This window comes from Verrucomicrobiales bacterium (assembly GCA_016793885.1).
Taxonomy (GTDB): domain Bacteria; phylum Verrucomicrobiota; class Verrucomicrobiia; order Limisphaerales; family UBA11320; genus UBA11320.
In genome coordinates this window covers 1-18764 of the sequence record JAEUHE010000249.1, presented here as the reverse complement: position 1 = coordinate 18764, position 18764 = coordinate 1, and the positions used below count along the sequence as shown (strand labels likewise).

15 protein-coding genes are annotated in these 18764 nt (G+C 58.1%); 5 read left to right on the top strand and 10 right to left on the bottom strand.

The annotated features are described in order from the left end of the window. Positions 1-85: 85 nt before the first annotated feature. The 8 genes from JNN07_27530 to JNN07_27495 all read right to left on the bottom strand — a co-directional run bounded on the left by JNN07_27530 (position 86) and on the right by JNN07_27495 (position 9551). The gene (locus tag JNN07_27530) at positions 86-427 is read right to left on the bottom strand and encodes a hypothetical protein (GenBank protein ID MBL9171515.1); all 342 of its coding nucleotides are present in this window, start codon (positions 425-427) and stop codon (positions 86-88) included. Between the two features lie 102 nt (positions 428-529). Beyond that, the gene (locus tag JNN07_27525; protein ID MBL9171514.1) at positions 530-1963 is read right to left on the bottom strand and encodes a hypothetical protein; all 1434 of its coding nucleotides are present in this window, start codon (positions 1961-1963) and stop codon (positions 530-532) included. A 41-nt stretch (positions 1964-2004) separates the two neighbouring features. Then, complete coding sequence (locus JNN07_27520) at positions 2005-2493, bottom strand: hypothetical protein (protein ID MBL9171513.1); 489 nt, start codon at positions 2491-2493, stop codon at positions 2005-2007. A gap of 497 nt (positions 2494-2990) precedes the next feature. Continuing rightward, complete coding sequence (locus tag JNN07_27515; GenBank protein ID MBL9171512.1) at positions 2991-5591, bottom strand: hypothetical protein; 2601 nt, start codon at positions 5589-5591, stop codon at positions 2991-2993. Positions 5592-5885: 294 nt separating this feature from the next. Next, positions 5886-6890, bottom strand: coding sequence for an efflux RND transporter periplasmic adaptor subunit (locus tag JNN07_27510; protein ID MBL9171511.1), 1005 nt, complete (start codon positions 6888-6890; stop codon positions 5886-5888). After that, positions 6890-7642: an ABC transporter ATP-binding protein gene (locus JNN07_27505; protein ID MBL9171510.1), complete on the bottom strand. Its 753-nt coding sequence runs from the start codon at positions 7640-7642 to the stop codon at positions 6890-6892. Before JNN07_27505 ends, JNN07_27510 begins: the two co-directional genes overlap by 1 nt. Next, positions 7639-8775, bottom strand: a complete 1137-nt coding sequence (locus JNN07_27500) for an FtsX-like permease family protein (protein MBL9171509.1) — start codon at positions 8773-8775, stop codon at positions 7639-7641. The genes JNN07_27505 and JNN07_27500 overlap by 4 nt, the downstream gene beginning before the upstream one ends. After that, on the bottom strand, positions 8772-9551 hold the full coding sequence (locus tag JNN07_27495) for a TetR/AcrR family transcriptional regulator (GenBank protein MBL9171508.1): 780 nt from the start codon (positions 9549-9551) through the stop codon (positions 8772-8774). Before JNN07_27495 ends, JNN07_27500 begins: the two co-directional genes overlap by 4 nt. Positions 9552-9765: 214 nt before the next feature. On the opposite strand from JNN07_27495, the gene JNN07_27490 reads away from it, so the two are divergent. The 3 genes from JNN07_27490 to solA all read left to right on the top strand — a co-directional run bounded on the left by JNN07_27490 (position 9766) and on the right by solA (position 14134). Next, positions 9766-10701, top strand: coding sequence for a polysaccharide deacetylase family protein (locus tag JNN07_27490; protein MBL9171507.1), 936 nt, complete (start codon positions 9766-9768; stop codon positions 10699-10701). Between the two features lie 182 nt (positions 10702-10883). After that, on the top strand, positions 10884-12926 hold the full coding sequence (locus tag JNN07_27485; protein ID MBL9171506.1) for a hypothetical protein: 2043 nt from the start codon (positions 10884-10886) through the stop codon (positions 12924-12926). Positions 12927-12991: 65 nt separating this feature from the next. Next, complete coding sequence (gene solA / locus JNN07_27480; protein MBL9171505.1) at positions 12992-14134, top strand: N-methyl-L-tryptophan oxidase; 1143 nt, start codon at positions 12992-12994, stop codon at positions 14132-14134. Positions 14135-14167: 33 nt separating this feature from the next. On the opposite strand, the gene JNN07_27475 is transcribed toward solA, so the two are convergent. Continuing rightward, positions 14168-15295, bottom strand: coding sequence for an aminopeptidase P family protein (locus JNN07_27475; protein MBL9171504.1), 1128 nt, complete (start codon positions 15293-15295; stop codon positions 14168-14170). A 112-nt stretch (positions 15296-15407) separates the two neighbouring features. On the opposite strand from JNN07_27475, the gene JNN07_27470 reads away from it, so the two are divergent. Both JNN07_27470 and JNN07_27465 read left to right on the top strand, forming a co-directional pair. Then, the gene (locus tag JNN07_27470) at positions 15408-16109 is read left to right on the top strand and encodes a hypothetical protein (protein ID MBL9171503.1); all 702 of its coding nucleotides are present in this window, start codon (positions 15408-15410) and stop codon (positions 16107-16109) included. A 440-nt stretch (positions 16110-16549) separates the two neighbouring features. Beyond that, a complete protein-coding gene (locus JNN07_27465; GenBank protein MBL9171502.1) occupies positions 16550-18424 on the top strand; it encodes a potassium transporter Kup in 1875 nt (624 codons plus the stop codon). A gap of 99 nt (positions 18425-18523) precedes the next feature. Here JNN07_27465 and JNN07_27460 read toward each other — a convergent pair whose 3' ends face one another. Beyond that, positions 18524-18667: a GIY-YIG nuclease family protein gene (locus tag JNN07_27460; GenBank protein ID MBL9171501.1), complete on the bottom strand. Its 144-nt coding sequence runs from the start codon at positions 18665-18667 to the stop codon at positions 18524-18526. Positions 18668-18764: the final 97 nt, after the last annotated feature.

The window sequence follows — 18764 nt, the reverse complement described above, 5'->3', positions numbered from 1 at the left end:
CAGGCCTGACGCACCGGTAAGCGGTGTCCCAAGGGTCTTGAAGATAAATGGCATGGTATAGAAGGGGGGGGATTCTTTCGCAAAGTTAGTCTCTTTCGATACCAAACAGCAATACGGTGACCGCGGCATTGCCACCCGAAGGTGTTGGAGAAGCTTGAGCATTCAACGCCTCCCCCGAGGCCAGTTCCACCACGTCACTCATAAGCTCTGAGGTTGAGGGTTGCAGAATTGTCTTCGTTTTGAAGATCGTGGCAGTCCCTCGCAGCAGGCTCACATTCACAGCTGTTGTCGAGTTATTATAAATGGCGACTCCAGACACCAATGCTGATTTCGGGGAGGCGGCCGTGTATACGGTCGTACTACTCGAAGTGGTCAGGGTCATCACTCCGGGTGTCAGCGCGTTGAGAATTTTGATATTTGTTGCCATAGGCTGTTCTAGGATGGTTTGTTTATGAAAGAAAGAGTTCTGCACCGCTGCAAATCCGATCCAGCGACCAAAGGCCGTGCCCGCTGGCCAGCGACTATTCGATCAGGCTCGGTGACGCAAAAGCGACAATATCAAGGCATCATCCGCGTCGGTCGCAAGTTCCGTGTAGACTTTGTCATAAGTCACCGCACCCGTAGCCCGCACCCCTTGAATGAGGACACCAGCGGGATTTCGGTTCTCGAAATACTGCACATTCGTACAATCACGATTCATCATTTGCTGTGTGACTGCGGCGCTGACGTCCAACACATTCTCTCGAACCAGCAGATTGGAAGCCCCGTACAGGAAAGTGCCACCAGCGGGATTTAAACCGAGAGAACCCTCATCGAAGTTCTTGATCCAGTTGTTCCGGACGACGACACTCCCATATGGCATTGATCCGGTCGAAGCGTTGTAGAGGATGACACCATATCCGAAGACGGAGCCTACGCCGGTGATTGGTGTCACATTCACTTTGGTGAGCTCGATCTGGTTACCTTCGATGAGCAACCTCATGCTTCCAGCGGTTCCGAAGTTGTAGATCGGACCCACCGCCACATTTCGATAGGTGTTGAACCTTATGGTGACGTCTTGGGCGGGATACGCATTGTAAGGACCGCCGTAGTAGATATTTTGAACCAAGTTGCCTTCGACAACCCCGGCCTTGCACCACGCCATCGAAAGGCCCCGAAAATAGTTGGCGGGAGCCCCGTCCGTCAACGGGTTCTGACCTGCGTCCACAAAGTTGTTACGGATATACGGGGCCGCACAATAGGCGGGAGTCCCTCCGGGCAACTCGGTATTGCCGACGTGGAAGACCGCCATGTGATTTGTCCAGCTTGCCGATGATGCCGGGTTGACGGCAATGCACTCTTGGATGCCGCAATTGACCACCGGGTTTGCAGGAGTTAAGGTCCCGTTTCCACTGAGCATCGCGAAAACGTAGCCTACACGGCCACCCGTCCACTTGTTCCCCCAGTCTATCGCTTTGACGCGCACGATGCGGGAATGGCTACCCATAATTCGAACGGCGCCGAACGAACTGGCGCTGGTACCTGCTCCGGAAAAATTGGCGTGAATTGTCAACTCACTGATCTCAAAAAAATCCACCGTGGCTCCAGTCGTCGAGTCATGGGCAACGGCATAAATGTTCTTCGAAGCAGTGGTATTCACGAGTTTGAGGACCGTCACGTCGATCCCAGAACCCACGATGCGCATCCCTGGCCTGGCCTGCCAACCGGAACCGGTCAACCCATCGTAATAACCCGCTGTAAGGAAAGGAGCGTTTGCAGGAGCAGGTCCGAGGTGCACACACGTTGTGTTCGGAATTCGGGTGGTATCCCGCATGAGCGAATCGAAGTCGGAAGCCGTGACCACCGTATATGGATCCGTCTGGGTTCCACTCCCTAAAATCCCAAGGCTTATGGAATAATTTCGCAACGCTACCCAAACGTTCAAGCGTGGAGGATCGAGTAGCAGAGCATCGAGCAATGACATACCTTAAGATTCGAGACGGGATTGGGTTGTTTTGCGCTGCGTTATTTCAAACCAGCGGCAGAGCCTCCGGAGCTGGTAGTCTCTAAGCAGAGCCGGAAGAATTGCTGCTTGGTCAACTGGTCAGACGGGACAGTCACTACACGCCAAAACTGATCATTGCCGTGATCAGCAGGGAAATCCTTCCAAACGGACTCAGCTCCGACTTGTGTGCTCACCTGGAGACGGCTTTGGCGGGGATCGGTGCTCCAAACCAGTTGGATGCCGTTGGTCTCGGAACTGACATAGAGCTGGGGCAGCGGAGCAAACCAAAACAAAGCCACGAGTCCAGCTGAATCTACAAGATCAGCTTCGACAGCGTTCATGTCCGCCGCCGCGACCCGAGACAATGCGTCCCCTGCCGTTGCAACCACCTCACTAAAGAGGGGAAATTCGTTGTAGTCCTCCACGTCGAGTCGCGGTTCAGGAACAGTGAGGTCGAGCAGGAGGTTGCCTTTGCGTGGATCATAGAATAGAGCGGGGTTAAAGTACATTGGTGAAACCCAATCTACGCCAGGCTCTCCTCTGGGCGGAATGAAATCACAAGGGCCAGTGTCCCCCCGAGCAAGCCAGGTCTCCGCCCGAAAAGCCACAACCTCGTCAGAACCAGAATTCTCTGAAAATATCGAACTTAGCTGATCAGGGCCACGATGCGTGGTCGAAAGTTTTACCACAAGGTTCGTGATGAAGGCTGCATTCGCGCCACCGCAGCCTCCTCGAATGTCGATGCGACTGAGAAAGGCGCCACCTTCGGGCACTTTACCAAACTCCGACGCGGCGTAAACCTGCTGATACCGCACCGAGGTTAACCCAACCCCCGATTTGACATTTCCGAAAGGAGTCCTTGAAACTTGCCGCGACTTATTGGTCTCCCATAGCTCAGGTACGGCAAACAAGTGAAGGTCGGGTACAGCAGGCCGCGCTTGGCTACTATATACTAGGGAACCTGCTAAGAGGCCCGCCAGTAATTCTATTCTGCAGAACAAACGAGTCATAAAAAGGACATGGTAAGGGCATCATCGATGAGGGTGGATAACTCCGGCAGTCTCTGAACTGAACCTTGCAGCCAGCCTTGGACGAGCTCGCCGGCGGAGGTTCGGTTGTTAAAGTAGGTAACACTGCCGCAGTTCAAGTGCTTGAGAGGTGTGTCGGGAGCGGCATCCAATTTGATGTCCACGATATTGTCAAACACACGAGCCGTTTGCGCCAGAACGTTGGAGACAGCGCTTTCGTAAACCGCATCTCCTGGTAAAGGATTGCCGAATGCATCGGAGGCATACCGAATCGTGTTGTTCCTGACTTCGATTTGACGAAATCTCCAGAACACTCGATTTGCCGGGGGCCAAGGGGGGGAGTTGAAGTATCGCGCGGGGATTGTCCCATCAAAATTAATCCCATGGCTTGCTCCACCTGCCCCCTTGACGCCCGGAACAAGCTCGATGACATTTTTTTCGACAACACAGCGAACGGTTTCCCAAAGATACTCCATCGAGATCGTCGGAGTTTTGCTATTGTCGGGATCTGTTAGAGGAACAGCATCCAAAACGATCGTAAAATTAGTGGCGCTGATCACTTCGAAAACCTTAAAGGAGCGGTTGTATTCGTCGATCAACCCGCCAAGCGAGTTTTTGGTATCCTGGACCAATAAGCCCTGACCAACTCCCAATCCATGGGGGAGACCCGATTTGGTGGTAAAGGTCACCAGAGTTCCAGAAGTCCGGCTCACCCAAGTTAAAGTGATCCGCTGGCTCACCACAGTCCCCACCGGTTGCTCGAGGGACTGGAATGGACCTCTCCGCACGCCGCTATAAAGATTGTTCCGGATGACAATCTCGGGAACGCCATAAGTATCAATGTAGGGTCCCCCGAAAGTGCAGTTTCGGATCTGGTTGCCCTCGACAATTGCCCCGTCCCCTACGCCCTGGAGCCTAATCCCGATGATCCCATCCCCGATGCTGCCGGCGATGGAAGGAGGCGAGCCCCCTGAGTAGTCGCGGGAACAGACGAATGACTTGGCTGTCGAGCGTGAGTCAACATACCATACACCGTTGAGATTGGACGCCACACTGAATCCACTGATCACCACCACGCTTCCTGGCACGGGAGATGGAGCGGTGAGTCGGTCCCACGGAATCAAGAAATGCGGCGTTGCCGTGGTCACAGTCATCTGCCACACAGTGCCGCTCGGATTGGTGAGCCCAGCAAGACTGCTGATGTTGACGTAGTGACTCGAAAACCTACCCACCCACAACCCAAGTTGAATGACATCAGGGCTGGTAGGGTCCGAAGCGACCTCGGTCTCATACTTGAATTGGTAGAGCCCACTGGACGAGGTGACGGCGAAGGAGCCGTTGTAGGGATTGTTGTAGATGTCTCCGGCAGGAGCACCAGACGTGACGGCAACCCCAGCGATTCGAACAAACTTTCCCGCACTCAGACCATGAGGATTTGAGGTGATGACGGTCATCTCAACAGAACCTCCAGAAAAAATACCTTTGGTGATGCTTGCGATCGCTACCGGATTGGTCTGATATTCGCAGTTGATATAGTTATTCCGGATCACCGTGCCTATCGACCGAGCGAAGAGAAAGCCGGACGTTGCGTTCGCAGGGGTATCGCCTCCCGCCGTATTAATGAGCGTGGCCTCTTTGACGTTGTTGAGGCCTGGGCTCTCGATCATGCATTCCTCAACGACACAACCCTGAGTAATGTATTTGCCCCCAGCGTTCTGGTAGCTAGCCCCTCCTACGTTGATGACAAAGCACTCGGGTGTGTAAGCCGGGACTCCCTGCCGCCCAAAGTTGATGCATCGGACTCGACGCACCAAGGTATAACTACCTCGAATAAAGACAGCGCCACAGGTAATATTCTGTGCAGGCTGATTTGAGATATCGCAGTCAATCGAACACTCAGTAATTTCAAAATTTTCAAGCACAGGGGACGACGAAAAGAGCCCCGGCATGCCAACCACATAGTAGTGGAGATAACGGTACGTTGCACTGGCCAGTTTTAGTGTGGTCAACGCCATCCCGGAACCCCGAATCTTCAGACCACTAAATGGCTTCCAGCTGACTTGTCCTCGAAAGGTTTCCTCATAGCCCTTAGTCAGAAAGACACCCGGTCCTAAGTGGACCGTGACTGGTTTATCGGTCGGAAGACTGCGCATCAGCGCATCGAACCGATAGGGGTCCAACTGACATTTGATATTCGACCCCGTAGGGGATCCGGTTGGTTGGGTATTGCCCGGAGCGACACTCAGCACGGTGTATTTGAAGGAATTGGCACCCAGTTTGGTGACGATGAAGGACCCATTGTAGAGCTCGCCATCCCCTCCCTCAATGCCTTTGATCAACACTATATCGTTGGTCAGGAATGGATGATTGGTGAGTGTCACCGTCACAATCGTGCTCGGAGCGCTTGTCACCTTATCCACCGAGAAACCTCCCGCAGAAAGGGAATACTCGACCGAATTCTGGAGACCGCCATTCCAGGGATCAGCCTCGACTCCAGATCCCATCGCGCCATCATCGCGAAGCGCGATGTAGACGTCCATCGGCGCAGGATCTTGAAGCAATGATTGTAAGAGCGACATGTGCGTTTGAATTTGTGAGCGGACTATTGATGTCCAGCTCATGCACTAATACCTCACTATCTGCTTTGAATCTACCCCCCCCCCCCCAGGGGATTGTCAATAGAGTTTTCGGCGTTTATTTCACGAACGTCCAAACTCTGAGAGTTGCCCCCTACGGCTGTGTTCATTGTCTGGACCAGGAAGTGGCATCGCTGAGCGATGCGCTATTCTTCTAGACATTGGTTCCGGGGATCTTCGATCACCCGGCTAATTTCTATGACCCCGACGGGGTCTGGGGTCGAAGGTGATCCACCACTACTGAGTCACCGGGGTTACGCTCCCCGCCCGCTCCGATGCCTCAGCTTCGATAAAGACATCCATCTGCTGGCCGACGAACAGCCGTAGGTCTTTGTTCGTGATCCGATAAATCACCTGCAACACGCGAGTGTCCACCCGCTCGACCGCCTCCCCAGTGAGGGATCGCTTGGGCAGAACATAAGGCTCAAACCGCACAAACTCCAACGGGCTCGCCAACGCGGCGTTCCCTCGCACCTGGGCCTCGGCCTTGGCCTGGGACGTGACGCGCCAGGCCTCATGCTCATCGACGTCGGCCCGCAGGTAAAGGGGTGTCACGTTTCCCAGCAGGAGCCAGGCCTCCGGCGTCGCTCCCGCGGGCACAAACTCGCCGACGCGAATCTTCACTTGCAGGACCTGTCCCTCGATCGGCGCGTGGACCGTGCTGCGTTCGATCTCCACCCGGGTGGATGCGAGGGTCGCTTCGGCCGCTCGAATTCCAGCCTCGGCAGCACCGATGCTCGATCGGGCGGCGGCCAGCCGGGCCTGAGCGATTTCCACGGCGCTCCGACGCCGGGTCACTTCCTCGACACTGATGCTGCGGGGATCGGTCGCTTCGGCGATCTTTAACAGGCGCTGCACATCGGACAGTGACGCCTCCGCGGATTGGGCATCGGCCTTCGCCGTTTCGAGCGAAGCCTGACGAACCGCGACCGCCGCCTCCGCCTCCGCCCTCGCGGCCTCGAGACGTCGGGTGTCTAACTTCACCAGGGGGTCCCCCTTCTTCACCGGTTGCCCCACCTGCACGAACACCTGCTCCACCACCCCCGGCAGATGGGAGCCAATGGAGATATTCTCCGTATTGGCTTCGACCAAGCCCACGGCGGCCACGCGTGAGGTAAAGGTGGATCGCGGCGGTGCGGACGGCGGGTCGTTGCGGTGGGCCGCCGGCTGGGTGCGCACGATGGAGGCCGCCGCGAGACAAAGCACCAACACCCCCAACAACGGCATGAGCATCTTTTTCATCAAGATTGATCTCCACTGGACGACGAAGGTCGCCCTTGTACCCGAACGATGCGACCATCGTCCATGTGGGCGATGGCGTCGGCAAACTGAAACACCCGGCTGTCGTGAGTGACCACGATCACGGCGCGAGAGGGATGCACCGCGGATGAAGCCAGCAGCTCCATGACATCATTGCCGGTCTCGTGATCGAGCGCGGCCGTAGGCTCGTCACACACCACGAGGCGAGGCTCGTGGACCAGCGCTCGAGCAAGGGCGACCCGCTGCTGCTGCCCGCCGGAGAGAGTTCGCGGAAGCGCGTCCAACCGATTATTCAGGCCCAACCGCGACAGCAAATCACGGGCACGATCCAGAGCCCCGCGCCGCGGCATTCCGGCCACCATCAACGGAACCGCCGCGTTCTCGGCGGCAGTCAAGGCCGGCAGCAAATTGTACTGTTGAAACACGAACCCCAGGTTCCGACGCCGGAACTCAATTCGCTCCCGCGCGGCCATGGTTTCGGGTCGCACGCCAAACACTTCCACCTCACCGGCGGTGCTGTCCAACAGCCCGGCAATCACCGAGATCAGCGTCGTCTTACCGCACCCGCTAGGTCCGACCAGAAATGTCAATTGCCCCAGTTCGGCGGCGAAGTTGACCCCCCGCAGCACCTCCACCCGCGCGTCGCCAGTGCCGAAATGCTTGTGCAACTCCTGACACCGAACCGCAGTGCGTCCTGGAGCCGTAACGTCGGAAATGGAAGACGCTGGTTTCATCGAAACACAATGGCGGGTTCGAGCACGATCACGCGACGAATGCTCAGCAGGCTGGCAAGCAGCACGACTCCCATCATCAGAGCGCCCACGCCCAACACGTTCTGCCACATGAGCACCAGATGTCGGGTCGGGATGTTGTTCAGTGTGGCTTCGAAAAAGCCGGCCGCCAAGCCGGTGCCCAGGGAAAACCCGACGAACCACACCATCAGCGCCTGCAGCACGATCATTCCCATGAGCCTGAGATTCGTCACCCCGATCGCTTTGAGCGCACCAAACTGCCGGAGGTTCTCCACCGTGAAGAGATAGAAGGTCTGGCCGGACACCACCAGCCCGACGATGACCGCGATCCCAATCGTGATGCCAAAGTTGACCGGGATGCCGGTGTTCTTGAGGTAGTAGCGAATACAATCCCAACGAAACTCATCGCGGGTTCGCGCCCTCAGACCTGTCTGCTCGCCGATTCGACGCGCCAGAGTTTCCGGGGAAATTCCCGGCACGGGCCGAACTAGCACAAAGGAAAGCTGCTTCCGCTCCCGTCCTTGAAACTGGATGGCCTCGCTGTAGCGCGCGTGGATGATGGGAAAGTTGACGAACGCCGGAAGCGCATCGGAGATGCCAACGATCTGGACCTTGTGATCGTTCAGCTCGAGGGTGGGTCCGATCTGCAAAGGCTCGCCGGGGAACAAGAGAAGGTAGCCAGCTTTGTCGATGACGATCGACCGAGGTTCCCGGAGTCGTTCCCAAGAGCCCAAAAGCATGGACCTGGGCGCGCCGACCAAGGTCGCATCGTCCAAGCCCTGGACGGTGCAAACATTGTAGTGGCCGGCCTCGGTGCGCGCGACGGGATTTCCTTTGAACAGCCGGACCGCATAGTCGACTCCGGCCACTCCACGCACACGGTTGAGATCGGTCTCCTTAAGCGCCTTGGTCTCCTCGAAATATTGCGTCCGCGGATCCATCACCCAGACATCCGCATCGGTCACATCGAGAATCTGGTTTCCCGAGCGACGCAGGATGCCCGCGAAGATCGAGGTTTGGTTCTCGAGCAAAAAGGTGCTGAAGGCGATAGAAAAGATCAGGCCGAGATATTTCGCTCGATCCCCCGTGAGCATCTGGATGGCGATGTAGTTCATGGCGAGGAGCGGCGGGGAACGCGCGCGGTTTTCTTGGCGGGACGCGGGGAGGTTCGCGCGTCGTACCAAGTAGAGGTCGGAAAGATTTCAGCATGGATGCGACGATCCGTAGCCTCGTAGTCCCAGTGTCCAGCCAGCGGCTTCCAGCCGAGACCATCGCACATCAAATCTTGGTTCTCGCGCACCGTCGCGATCGGATTGCGGATCCCGGCCAGCGCCGAAAGGTCAGGCTCCGCGGCCATGATATGACTGCCCACCGTCACGGCGATGAGGCTGAAGGTGATCTGCTGCGATCCAAGGCTGGATCGGGGAAGGTCCCCCTGCCTTAAGGCTGCCTGGACAATTCCGTGTCCCACCTGAAACGCTCGCATGGCCTGCTGTCCATGCGCGGAACGACGCTGGGCGGAAGCCTTCTCCCAGAACGAAAGGCCTTTCAACATCATCTCCACCTTGAAGTAATCAGGATGTCGCATCGCGAACTCGCAGCAGGCGAATCCCACCGCCCGCATGCGCTCACGGGTCTTTCCCTGAAAACGCTCCGCCTGCTCAAAAAGATCAGCTCGTTCCGCCAAAGCGCGAGTCGCCACGGCCAGGGCGATATCCTCCTTGGACTCGAAGTGTTGGTACAAGGTACCCTTGGAATACTCCACCGCTTCCGCCAAACGATCGAGGTTGAGCGCCTGATAGCCTTCCCGAAGTAAAATGAGCCGAGCCTGCTCGAGGATCAACTCCTCCCGGCTGCTCCGTTCCCGTGCTTTGCGCTCGCTGACACCCATTGGTCGAAACTCATAGCCATATTTTGACTCTAAGTCAAAAAATATCCATCGGGGAGATCCCAAGGAGCAAGGGACGGACTTCGAATCACCCCCCGGAGCGTAAGCCGCGTTCAGCCTTGCACAAATCAGAACTCTGCCGAAGTGTTGTCACATGCGCACCATCCGTCCCAAGACTGTCCGACCCTTTTGTGGCAGCCGCCTATTCTCCTGCTTAATGATGCTCTGGACCACGCTCGCATCCCACGCCGCGGAGATGACGTTTGCCGAGCGTCTGGGCTGGAAACCGGGCTCCGTGGTGGTGATTTTGCATGTGGACGATGTAGGCATGTCTCGCCCCTCCAACTTGGGAGCCGTGGAAGCCGTCGAGAAAGGTGTCGCGACCTCCTGGGCGGTGATGATGCCCTGCCCGTGGGTGCCTGATATCGCCCGCTACCTTCGGGATCACCCCGACGTGGACAGCGGACTCCACCTGACGCTGACTTCTGAGTGGGCGCCGTACCGCTGGGGTCCTGTGGCCGGCAAACCCGCCGTTCCGGGGCTGGTGGACCCCGAGGGTTGTCTCTGGCGTAGCGTCGTTGCTGTCGCAGCCAAGGCATCGGCCGACGAGGTCGAGCGAGAGATTCGCGCTCAGGTGGATCGAGCTGAAACCATGGGCCTGCCCATCACCCACCTGGACTCCCACATGGGCACGCTCTTCGCGCGGCCCGATTACTTTGAACGGTTCGTGAAAGTCGGCCTGGAGAAGAAGATTCCCATCCTTGCCGTCGGCGGCCATTCGACTCACACGCTGATCGAAAACGCCGATGCGACCATCAAACTCAAACCATGGATCCGAAAGATATGGAATGGGGGGCTCCCGGTACTGGATGACCTCCACACGGGATCCTACGGCTGGAAGCCCAACGAGAAAACCGAACGACTGGTGACTTTGCTCTCCGATCTCAAACCAGGGGTGACGGAAATCCTGTTCCATGCTTCGCGGCCGACGGAAGACTTTCCCATCATTACGGGGTCCAGCGAATCTCGAAAGGCTGACCTCTCCGCGCTTACCGACCCGAAAGTCCGCGAACTCATCCAGGCGCGGGGCATCCAGCTGACCACCTGGAAGGAACTCATGAGGCGCCGGCAAAAGTCGACCGATTTAGACTGATCCTATAGGCTATCAACAGCTTACATCACACAACTCCAACTGCCGGCGTGTAATCACTTTTGATGACATGCAGAGAGTTGTTTGGTAATGTAATACTTCACCTAACCCCGATGGGCACCCCGTGCGATGACGCATCGATCGTCGCGACGTTGCGTTTCGGGGCCTAAAAACAGAAACCAACTATGAAATTCTTAAACTCTAGTGGAGCGCTGGTCGCCCTCGCAGTCGCCGGATTTACCTGCGCCTCGCCTTCCAGCCTGAAGGCCGATCTGGTCATTGACTCGTTTGACGCTACGGCGGGCACCTGGACCGCCACCTGGGGTACCGCCCCGGTGCTGACCTTCGATGCCGACGACGCGAAGGGTTCAGCTGCCTCTGGATCCCTCAAGGTCACCGCAGAATACTTTACCCCAGATGGCGGGAATGGCTGGGAGCAGATGGTGATTACGCGCAATTTCGACGCTCCGGTGATCGGCTCGCAGTACGAGGCCATCGCCATCGATGTCAAGGTGGACGAATCCTCCGTGGCTAACACGGATGGCCACTACGGATATTTCGAGCTCAAGCGCACCTCAGATGGAACGGCCATGGGAGGCGTGAACATCACGAGCAAGGAATGGACGACCATTTCCTTCCCCATCGCGCCGACCGAAGGAACCCTCGCCGGCATTCTGATCCAAAACGGCAGTTCCACTTTCCAAGGGCCCGTTAGCTTCAAGATCGACAACCTGCGCTTCGTGGCCCCGCCCGCCCCGTTGACCACGATCGACACCTTCGACACCGAAGAGACCGCAGCCGGCTGGACCGCCACCTGGGGTTCATCACCGGTCATCACCTGGGATCCGCAGGACGCGAAAGGTTCGCCGGATTCAGGATCGCTCAAGGTGACGGCGGAGTACTTCACGCCCGATGGCGGCAATGGATGGGAACAGATGGTGATCACCCGCAGTTTCCCTGAGCCAGTGGTTGGAACCGACCACGTTTCAGTCTCCGTCGACGTCAAGGTCGGAGAAGACTCCGTGGCCAACTCCGATGGAAACTACGGATATTTCGAATTGAAGCGCAGCTCGGATGGCACGCCGCTGGGGGGCGTCAACCTGACCAGCAAGTCGTGGACGACGATCACCTTCTCCATACCCGCGACCGAAGGCACTCTATCTGCCATCTTGATCCAGAACGGAAGCTCGACCTTCCAAGGTCCGATCACCTACTACCTGGATAACTTCGTGTTCACTCAAAAGACCGGCGGCGTCCAACCGCCCACTCTGGCCATCGCCAAGAACACCCAGCCCGGCCTCAAGCTGATCGCCAGCGCACCGGGCCAAGCCTACCAGCGTCAGAACGTCATCTACGTTCCTTCCGAGCAGCTCGACCAGAACCTGTGGTGGGTCAACCAAGGGGAAGCCCTTTCCTACTCGGTCACCTGGGGAGATTTCCCGGACAGGGCGACGCAGGCCGGTTTCCAGGGGCACATCATTCTGTCGAAGGATTCAGGCAAAAGCAGCACTCCGGACTGGAATGATGCCAACGTGATCCTTGTCGAATTCCAGTATGCCGGCAATCCAGCCGAGAACGGCCGCACCATGGCCCGCGCCCGCTTCCTCCACAAGGTGAACGAGCCGGCCGGCAACGCCATGCTCTATCGCACCCCGGACCGCGCTGCGGAAGGTCCGGTTGGCGTGCTGGGCGAGGTCTGGGCAGAATCGATGCTCGGCACCTGGACCATCACGTTCAAGAACGACACCGACATCACCATCACCTCCGCCGACAACAAGACGGTGGACATTACGATCCCGACCGAGGAAGTCGCCGCCTTCGAGCCGTCATCAGCGGGTATCAGCGCCCTTTTCGGAGTGCAACCCAACTCGGACGCGCGCGTTGGTCAGTCGGCCCTCATCACTCGCATCACAATTGTCAAAGGCGCCTCCACCATTGTGGACGACAATTTCCAAGGCTCCGAGCTCGCTCCGGAATCGTGGGCAGCTCGCGCTCAGGATGCTGGCGGGGTGTTCCCCCTCTCCCCGGACATCGGCTTCTTGGTAAGCTGGAACCTTCCGGACACCGGATTCGTTCTCAATGCCGCCCCGAGCCTGGCTGGGCCCTGGTCGGCCACCGGAGACCCTCGGCAGGTCGGAGCACGTCGAGTCCTGCTGCTGGATAAAGCGGCGGTTCCGGGCGACAAGGCAGGCTATTTCCGCCTAGTCGAAGCCCCCCCCGCTCAGTAAGCCTCCAGCCACAGTACAAAGCTTGATCGCACGACGCCGAACTGCAAAGTTCGGCGTCGTTTTTTGTGGATAAGAAACACCAGATGATCTTCGACACCCTAGTCATTGGTTTGGGAGCCATGGGGAGTGCGGCCGCATACCACCTGGCCTGCCGCGGCCACAATGTCATGGGCCTCGATCGCTTCGCGCCCCCTCACGCGATGGGCTCCTCCCACGGACAGACTCGCATCATCCGCGAGGCTTATTTCGAGCATCCTCTCTACGTCCCGCTTCTCCAACGAGCGTTCGACCTCTGGCGGGATCTGGAGGTACGCAGCGGGGAACGGTTGCTCCAAACCACCGGGGGGTTAATGCTAGGCCCAGAGAAAGGCGTGATCTTCCCAGGCGCGAGGGCCAGCGCCGAGCAACATCACCTGCCCCACGAAGTCCTGACCGCGAGCGAGATCAGCCGTCGGTTTCCCGCACTGCGGCCGTCGGAGGATCTCCTGGGCCTCTGGGAGCCCCGGGCGGGAATTCTCTTCCCAGAAACGTGCATCGCCTCTCACCTCGCTCTCGCGCACGCCTGCGGCGCGACCCTGCGCACCGACGAGCCGGTCCTGGAATGGAAAGCCTCCGCTCAGGGCTGCGAGGTCAGGACTTCGCGTGGAACCTACAGCGCCCAAAACCTCCTGTTCACCGCCGGAAGCTGGGTAAGCTCTCTGCTGCCGGAACTGTCCCTACCCCTCTCCCTCGAACGTCAAATCCTGTTCTGGTTCTCAGCGCTACAAAACCCCCAATATTTTGCACCCGATCGCTGTCCCGTTCACTTGTGGGAAACCAACGAGGGGGACTTCTTCTACGGATTCCCGGACCTGGGCGACGGAGTGAAGCTGGCCCTGCACCACTCCGGGGCTCCCACGACGCTGGAGACCTTGGATCGCACAGTCCAGCCGGCTGATGAGGTGGCCCTGAGGAGACAGATGCGTCGCTTCACTCCTGATGCCAACGGTCCACTCCGATCGGCTACCGTCTGCACCTACACCAATACTCCCGATTCACATTTCTGGATCGACTGCCACCCGGAACACCCGCAGGTTTGGATCGCCAGCCCCTGCTCCGGACATGGGTTCAAGTTCGCCAGCGTGTTGGGTGAGGTGCTGGCCGACCTGGTCATGCGCCGAAAGCCCGCCTTCGATCTCAGCCTGTTCCGAAGCCGCTTCGTTAAGTGAGCTACCCCACCACGCGCCCCAGACGTACTGACGTCAGACCTCGAGAACCTTCTCGAAACGCGTGAGGTTGCGGGCTCCGCGCCTGGTCACCAGGGCCACATCCTCCAGCCGAACGCCACCGAGATTGGGGAAATAGAGTCCAGGCTCGATCGTCACCACATGCCCCTCCTGAAGCTGATCCTGGGAGTTGGGGCCGATGCTGAGCGATTCATGAAGATCCAATCCCAGGCCATGCCCTGTGCTATGAAAAAACCCCTGCATGCGGCCGCGCGAACGGCCGGTCCGATACCCTAAGCTGGTGAAGTGAGCCTGCACCTTCAAGTGAATCTCCCGGCTGTCGGCCCCGTGACAGAGCAGGGAAAAAGCAAGATCCTGCCCCTCCTCCACCGCCCGATAGAGCTGCCTGACCGCTTCGGAAGCCCGACCTTTCACTACCGTGCGCGTGATGTCTCCAAAATAGCCCGTCTGTTCGGATCGCGGGAAAACGTCCAAAATAATGGGCTCTCCCGCCTTGAGCACTCCGTGTCCCCGTTCGTGCGGATCACAGGTCTGCAGGCCCGATGCCACGATCGTGTTGGCAGCGATGCCACCGGCCTGGATCACCGCCGTTCCGATGATGCCGCGCAATCTCTCCGAAGTGAGCGGGACGTTGCGGTACATCAGGCGGCGGTTCTTGCCGACTCGTGAATTCTTGATGGCGTGAATCCCTTCCGCCAAACCCACTTCAGCCATCGTTAATGCGGCGCTGATCTTCTTGACCTCGGTCGCGGTCTTCTTGGCGCGCTCCGCAAAAAAATCTCCAGCGCGCGGCTTCACCTTGATGCGAAGGCGTTCTAATCGCTGAGCCAGCCCCATCGGAAAATTGTCCGGCACGCGAACCTTGCGGACCCCTGCCTTCTTCAGTGCATAGGCGATCACCGCGGCGGTGTCGGGAGGCTGAACCTTGTCGCGCACCAACCGACGCACCACCTCACTTCTGGCCACCACTCGACAATGCGACGCCTCCCGACGCGCTCGATCGACTTCCAGATCACTCATGATGATCGTCGAGCGTTTTCCTACTTGGAAAAAAATAAACGGATCGGGGACAAACATGCCAACAGCATACAGCATATTGGCGTCATGTTCGGAATCAGCAACGATCAGCAAAGGGTCGTTCATGGGTCGCGGTAAGGCCACTTTTGCAAAACTGAATAAATTTGAAACCAAATTATTTCGGGCCGCTTATTTTGGAGCTACCCATCGCCGCAACTCCCAGGCAACCTCCTCTTTCATGAACATTCTTCGCCACTTAAAGCGAAGCCAGTTTTGGCTTAGGTGCTGCCTCCAAAGCCTACTCCTCCTGGCGTTTGTTCCAAAGGCTTCGGCAAACCCCTCCACCAATCAGGTAGTGCAGACTGGTCCTCAAACGTTCCAGATCGGCTTGATCGAGTTGAACCGCGCCGAGCGGAGCGTGAGCTTTCCCGCCATGGTCCGAATAACGAATGAGGTGATCGAATACGCATTGGTGACGACCGATGGCAAGACCCATGAAAGCCTGCTCACCACGGAGGTCTCTCCGACCGATCTACATGTAGCGGTGCTCCTCCTGGGGATTCAGCCATCAGACGATCTGGGCGACACGAACTCCCCCATCCGGCTCCAGCGAAATTCAACCGTCAGAATCGAAATCTGCTGGAAACCAGCCGGTCGGCAACGAAACGTTCCCTTGGAGCGCCTGGTGGTGTTGCATCCGTCCAAGGAAGGAGCAAAGCCCCAGCGCATGAGCTCAAGACAGTGGACTTACAATGGCTCGTTTCTGCACCAAGGTCTTTTCGTGGCTCAAGAGGAAGGTTCCATCATCTCATTGATTCGTGATCCGGTGGCGTTGATGAACAACGCGGGGATCGATCGGGACAACGACGACATCCACTTTCCTGATCTGCGCCGCGTCCCCGCCCGGGGCACTGCAGTGACGGTCCGATTGCGGTTCTGAAGCGAGGAATTTCAAACCGCACAATCATTTGGAAGCAAATGATTTACAAGAAGGTAGCAAGTCACAAACCAAGCAGAACCCGATTGACTTTCCACGGACGATGTCCCATTAGCTAGGGAGAAATTAGCAGCGCAGCCTAAGCGGGCATCGTGACAAAGATGCCGCGCGGGGGAACCAATCGCTTCGGTGGCGAAAGTCGCTCATCCGAAGCTGGGGCGAGCAACGGAAAGCCGTTGAGGTCACTTTCAAGGCCTAGCCCGTCAGCTAACCTCGTAGGCAATTGAAAGGGCGATTCCTTCAGAGCCGCGGCGTCAGCAGCCGGGTCTCGCAAGATCCCCTCCAATGAGTCGCGTTGGCCATTCCGTGGAAGAACTCACGGACGGATTCCTCGTTGGCGAGGCAGGCGGTGAAGTGAGAGAGATGACCGATCATCGTTCATTATGAGTTATACCGAGACCGTCTCCCGCCCGCGGGCGGGTTTGGTGTTGGGAGCCCTGGGTGTGGTCTACGGCGATATCGGGACCAGCCCGCTCTATGCGCTGCGGGAATGCTTCCATGGAGTCCATGGTGTGCCGCTGAACCGCGACAACCTGCTGGGTGTGCTGTCGCTAATCTTTTGGGCTCTGATCCTCATCGTGTGGGTCAAATATCTGCTGACCGTCATGCGGGCGAGCAACCACGGCGAAGGTGGCATCCTGGCTCTGCTGGCCTTGGCGATCGGAAGCCGGGTCAATCAATCCAAAGGTCCTCTGGTCTTCCTCGGAGTCTTCGGCGCGGCATTGCTCTACGGAGATGGAATGCTCACACCGGCGGTGACGGTCCTGGGCGCGGTGGAAGGACTGAAGGTAGCCACCAGCCAGTTCGAATCCTGGGTCGTGCCGATCGCGGTCGTGATCATGATCGGACTCTTCTCCTTTCAACACATCGGCACCGGGAACGTCGGCAAGATTTTCGGGCCCGTCATGACCATCTGGTTTGCCACCCTGGCCGCCCTGGGCATCCATGGCATCGTTCAGGCTCCTTCCGTCCTCAACGCCCTGAATCCCTGGTGGGCGATCCAATTCCTGCTGACCGGCAACCTCACGTCCTTCCTCGTTCTTGGTTCGGTGTTCCTCGCCGTCACCGGTGCAGAAGCACTCTATGCCGACATGGGCCACTTTGGCTTGCCTCCGATCCGCCGCGCGTGGTTTCTGGCGGTGTTCCCCGGCTTGGTTCTGAATTACCTGGGACAGGGAGCCCTGCTCCTCACTCACCCGGAAGCGGTCGAAAACCCCTTCTACAAGCTGGCACCCGGCTGGGCGCTCTATCCGCTGGTGGCCCTCAGCACCATGGCGGCTGTTATTGCCTCCCAAGCGCTGATCTCGGGAGCGTTCTCACTGACCATGCAGGGAATCCAGCTGGGGTATATTCCGCGGCTGAACATCCTGCACACCTCATCGACAGAACGTGGCCAGATTTATATTCCGCCGGTGAACTGGGCGCTGATGGTCTGCTGCATCGGGCTGGTGCTCGGCTTCCGCTCCTCCGACAAACTGGCGGGGGCCTATGGCATCGCGGTCACGCTGACGATGTTGGTGACGAGCCTGCTCTTCGGAGTCGCCGCCCGACGCCTTTGGGGCTGGAGCAAACTCAAAGCTTGGGGTGCGGTGGCCTGCTTCGGGGTGATCGAGCTGGCCTTCTTCTGCGGAAACGCGGTCAAGTTCCTGGAGGGCGGATGGTTTCCAATCCTGATCGGAGTGAGCGCCTACACCCTGATGTCCACCTGGAAACGAGGCCGCCAGCTGGTCTATCAAAAGCTCAGCCAAGGTTCACTTCCCCTGGAATTATTTCTGGAGGACGTGAAGCTCAACCCGCCAGTGCGGGTGCGCGGCACCGCGGTGTTCCTGTGCGGCAGCTCGGCGGGCACCCCGCAGGCCCTGCTCCACAATCTGAAGCACAACAAGATCATCCACGATCGCACCGTGCTGCTGCATATCGCGACGGACGATGCCGCCCATGTCAGTTCCAGCCAGCGGCTCCAGGTAGCCGATCTATCCAATGGCTTTTATCAAGTGACAGCCAGGTATGGATTTATGGAAGAGCCGAATGTCGAGCACATCCTGCGTCGATGCTCGGAGTACCAGCTGGACTTCAAACCCATGGAGACCACCTTCTTCCTGGGCCGGGAGACGATATTGCCGACCAAGGGAGCCGGAATGAGTTTCTGGCGCGAACGGCTGTTCGCCTTCATGTCGCGAAATGCCCAGCAGGCCACCACCTTCTTCCGACTCCCAGCCAACCGCGTCGTCGAACTGGGCATGCAGGTGGAGATCTAGTTCAGATCACGGAGGCTATTTCCAGGACCTAACTGGCTGAGGTGGTCACCCGGCTCCTCCGCCCATGGGCAAGCGATGACCAATTCGGTGAACGTACGTTCACGAGTTTGGTCGTGAAGTGTGGGGAACTCGGCCCGCGTTGTGGTATTTGAGTCGCTCGGCCAGATCCTGGGTGAGTCCTACATAATAGGATCGTGGCTCCTCCACGGTTTCTAGAATGTAGACGTAATAAAACCCGGACACGGTGTTTGAGTCTCCTCGATTCCCGACGGATTAAGCTCCCCGTTCTTTCGCTGGCTTGCCAAGCCGTAGCATCCAATGGGCGTTCGACGAAGCCCGT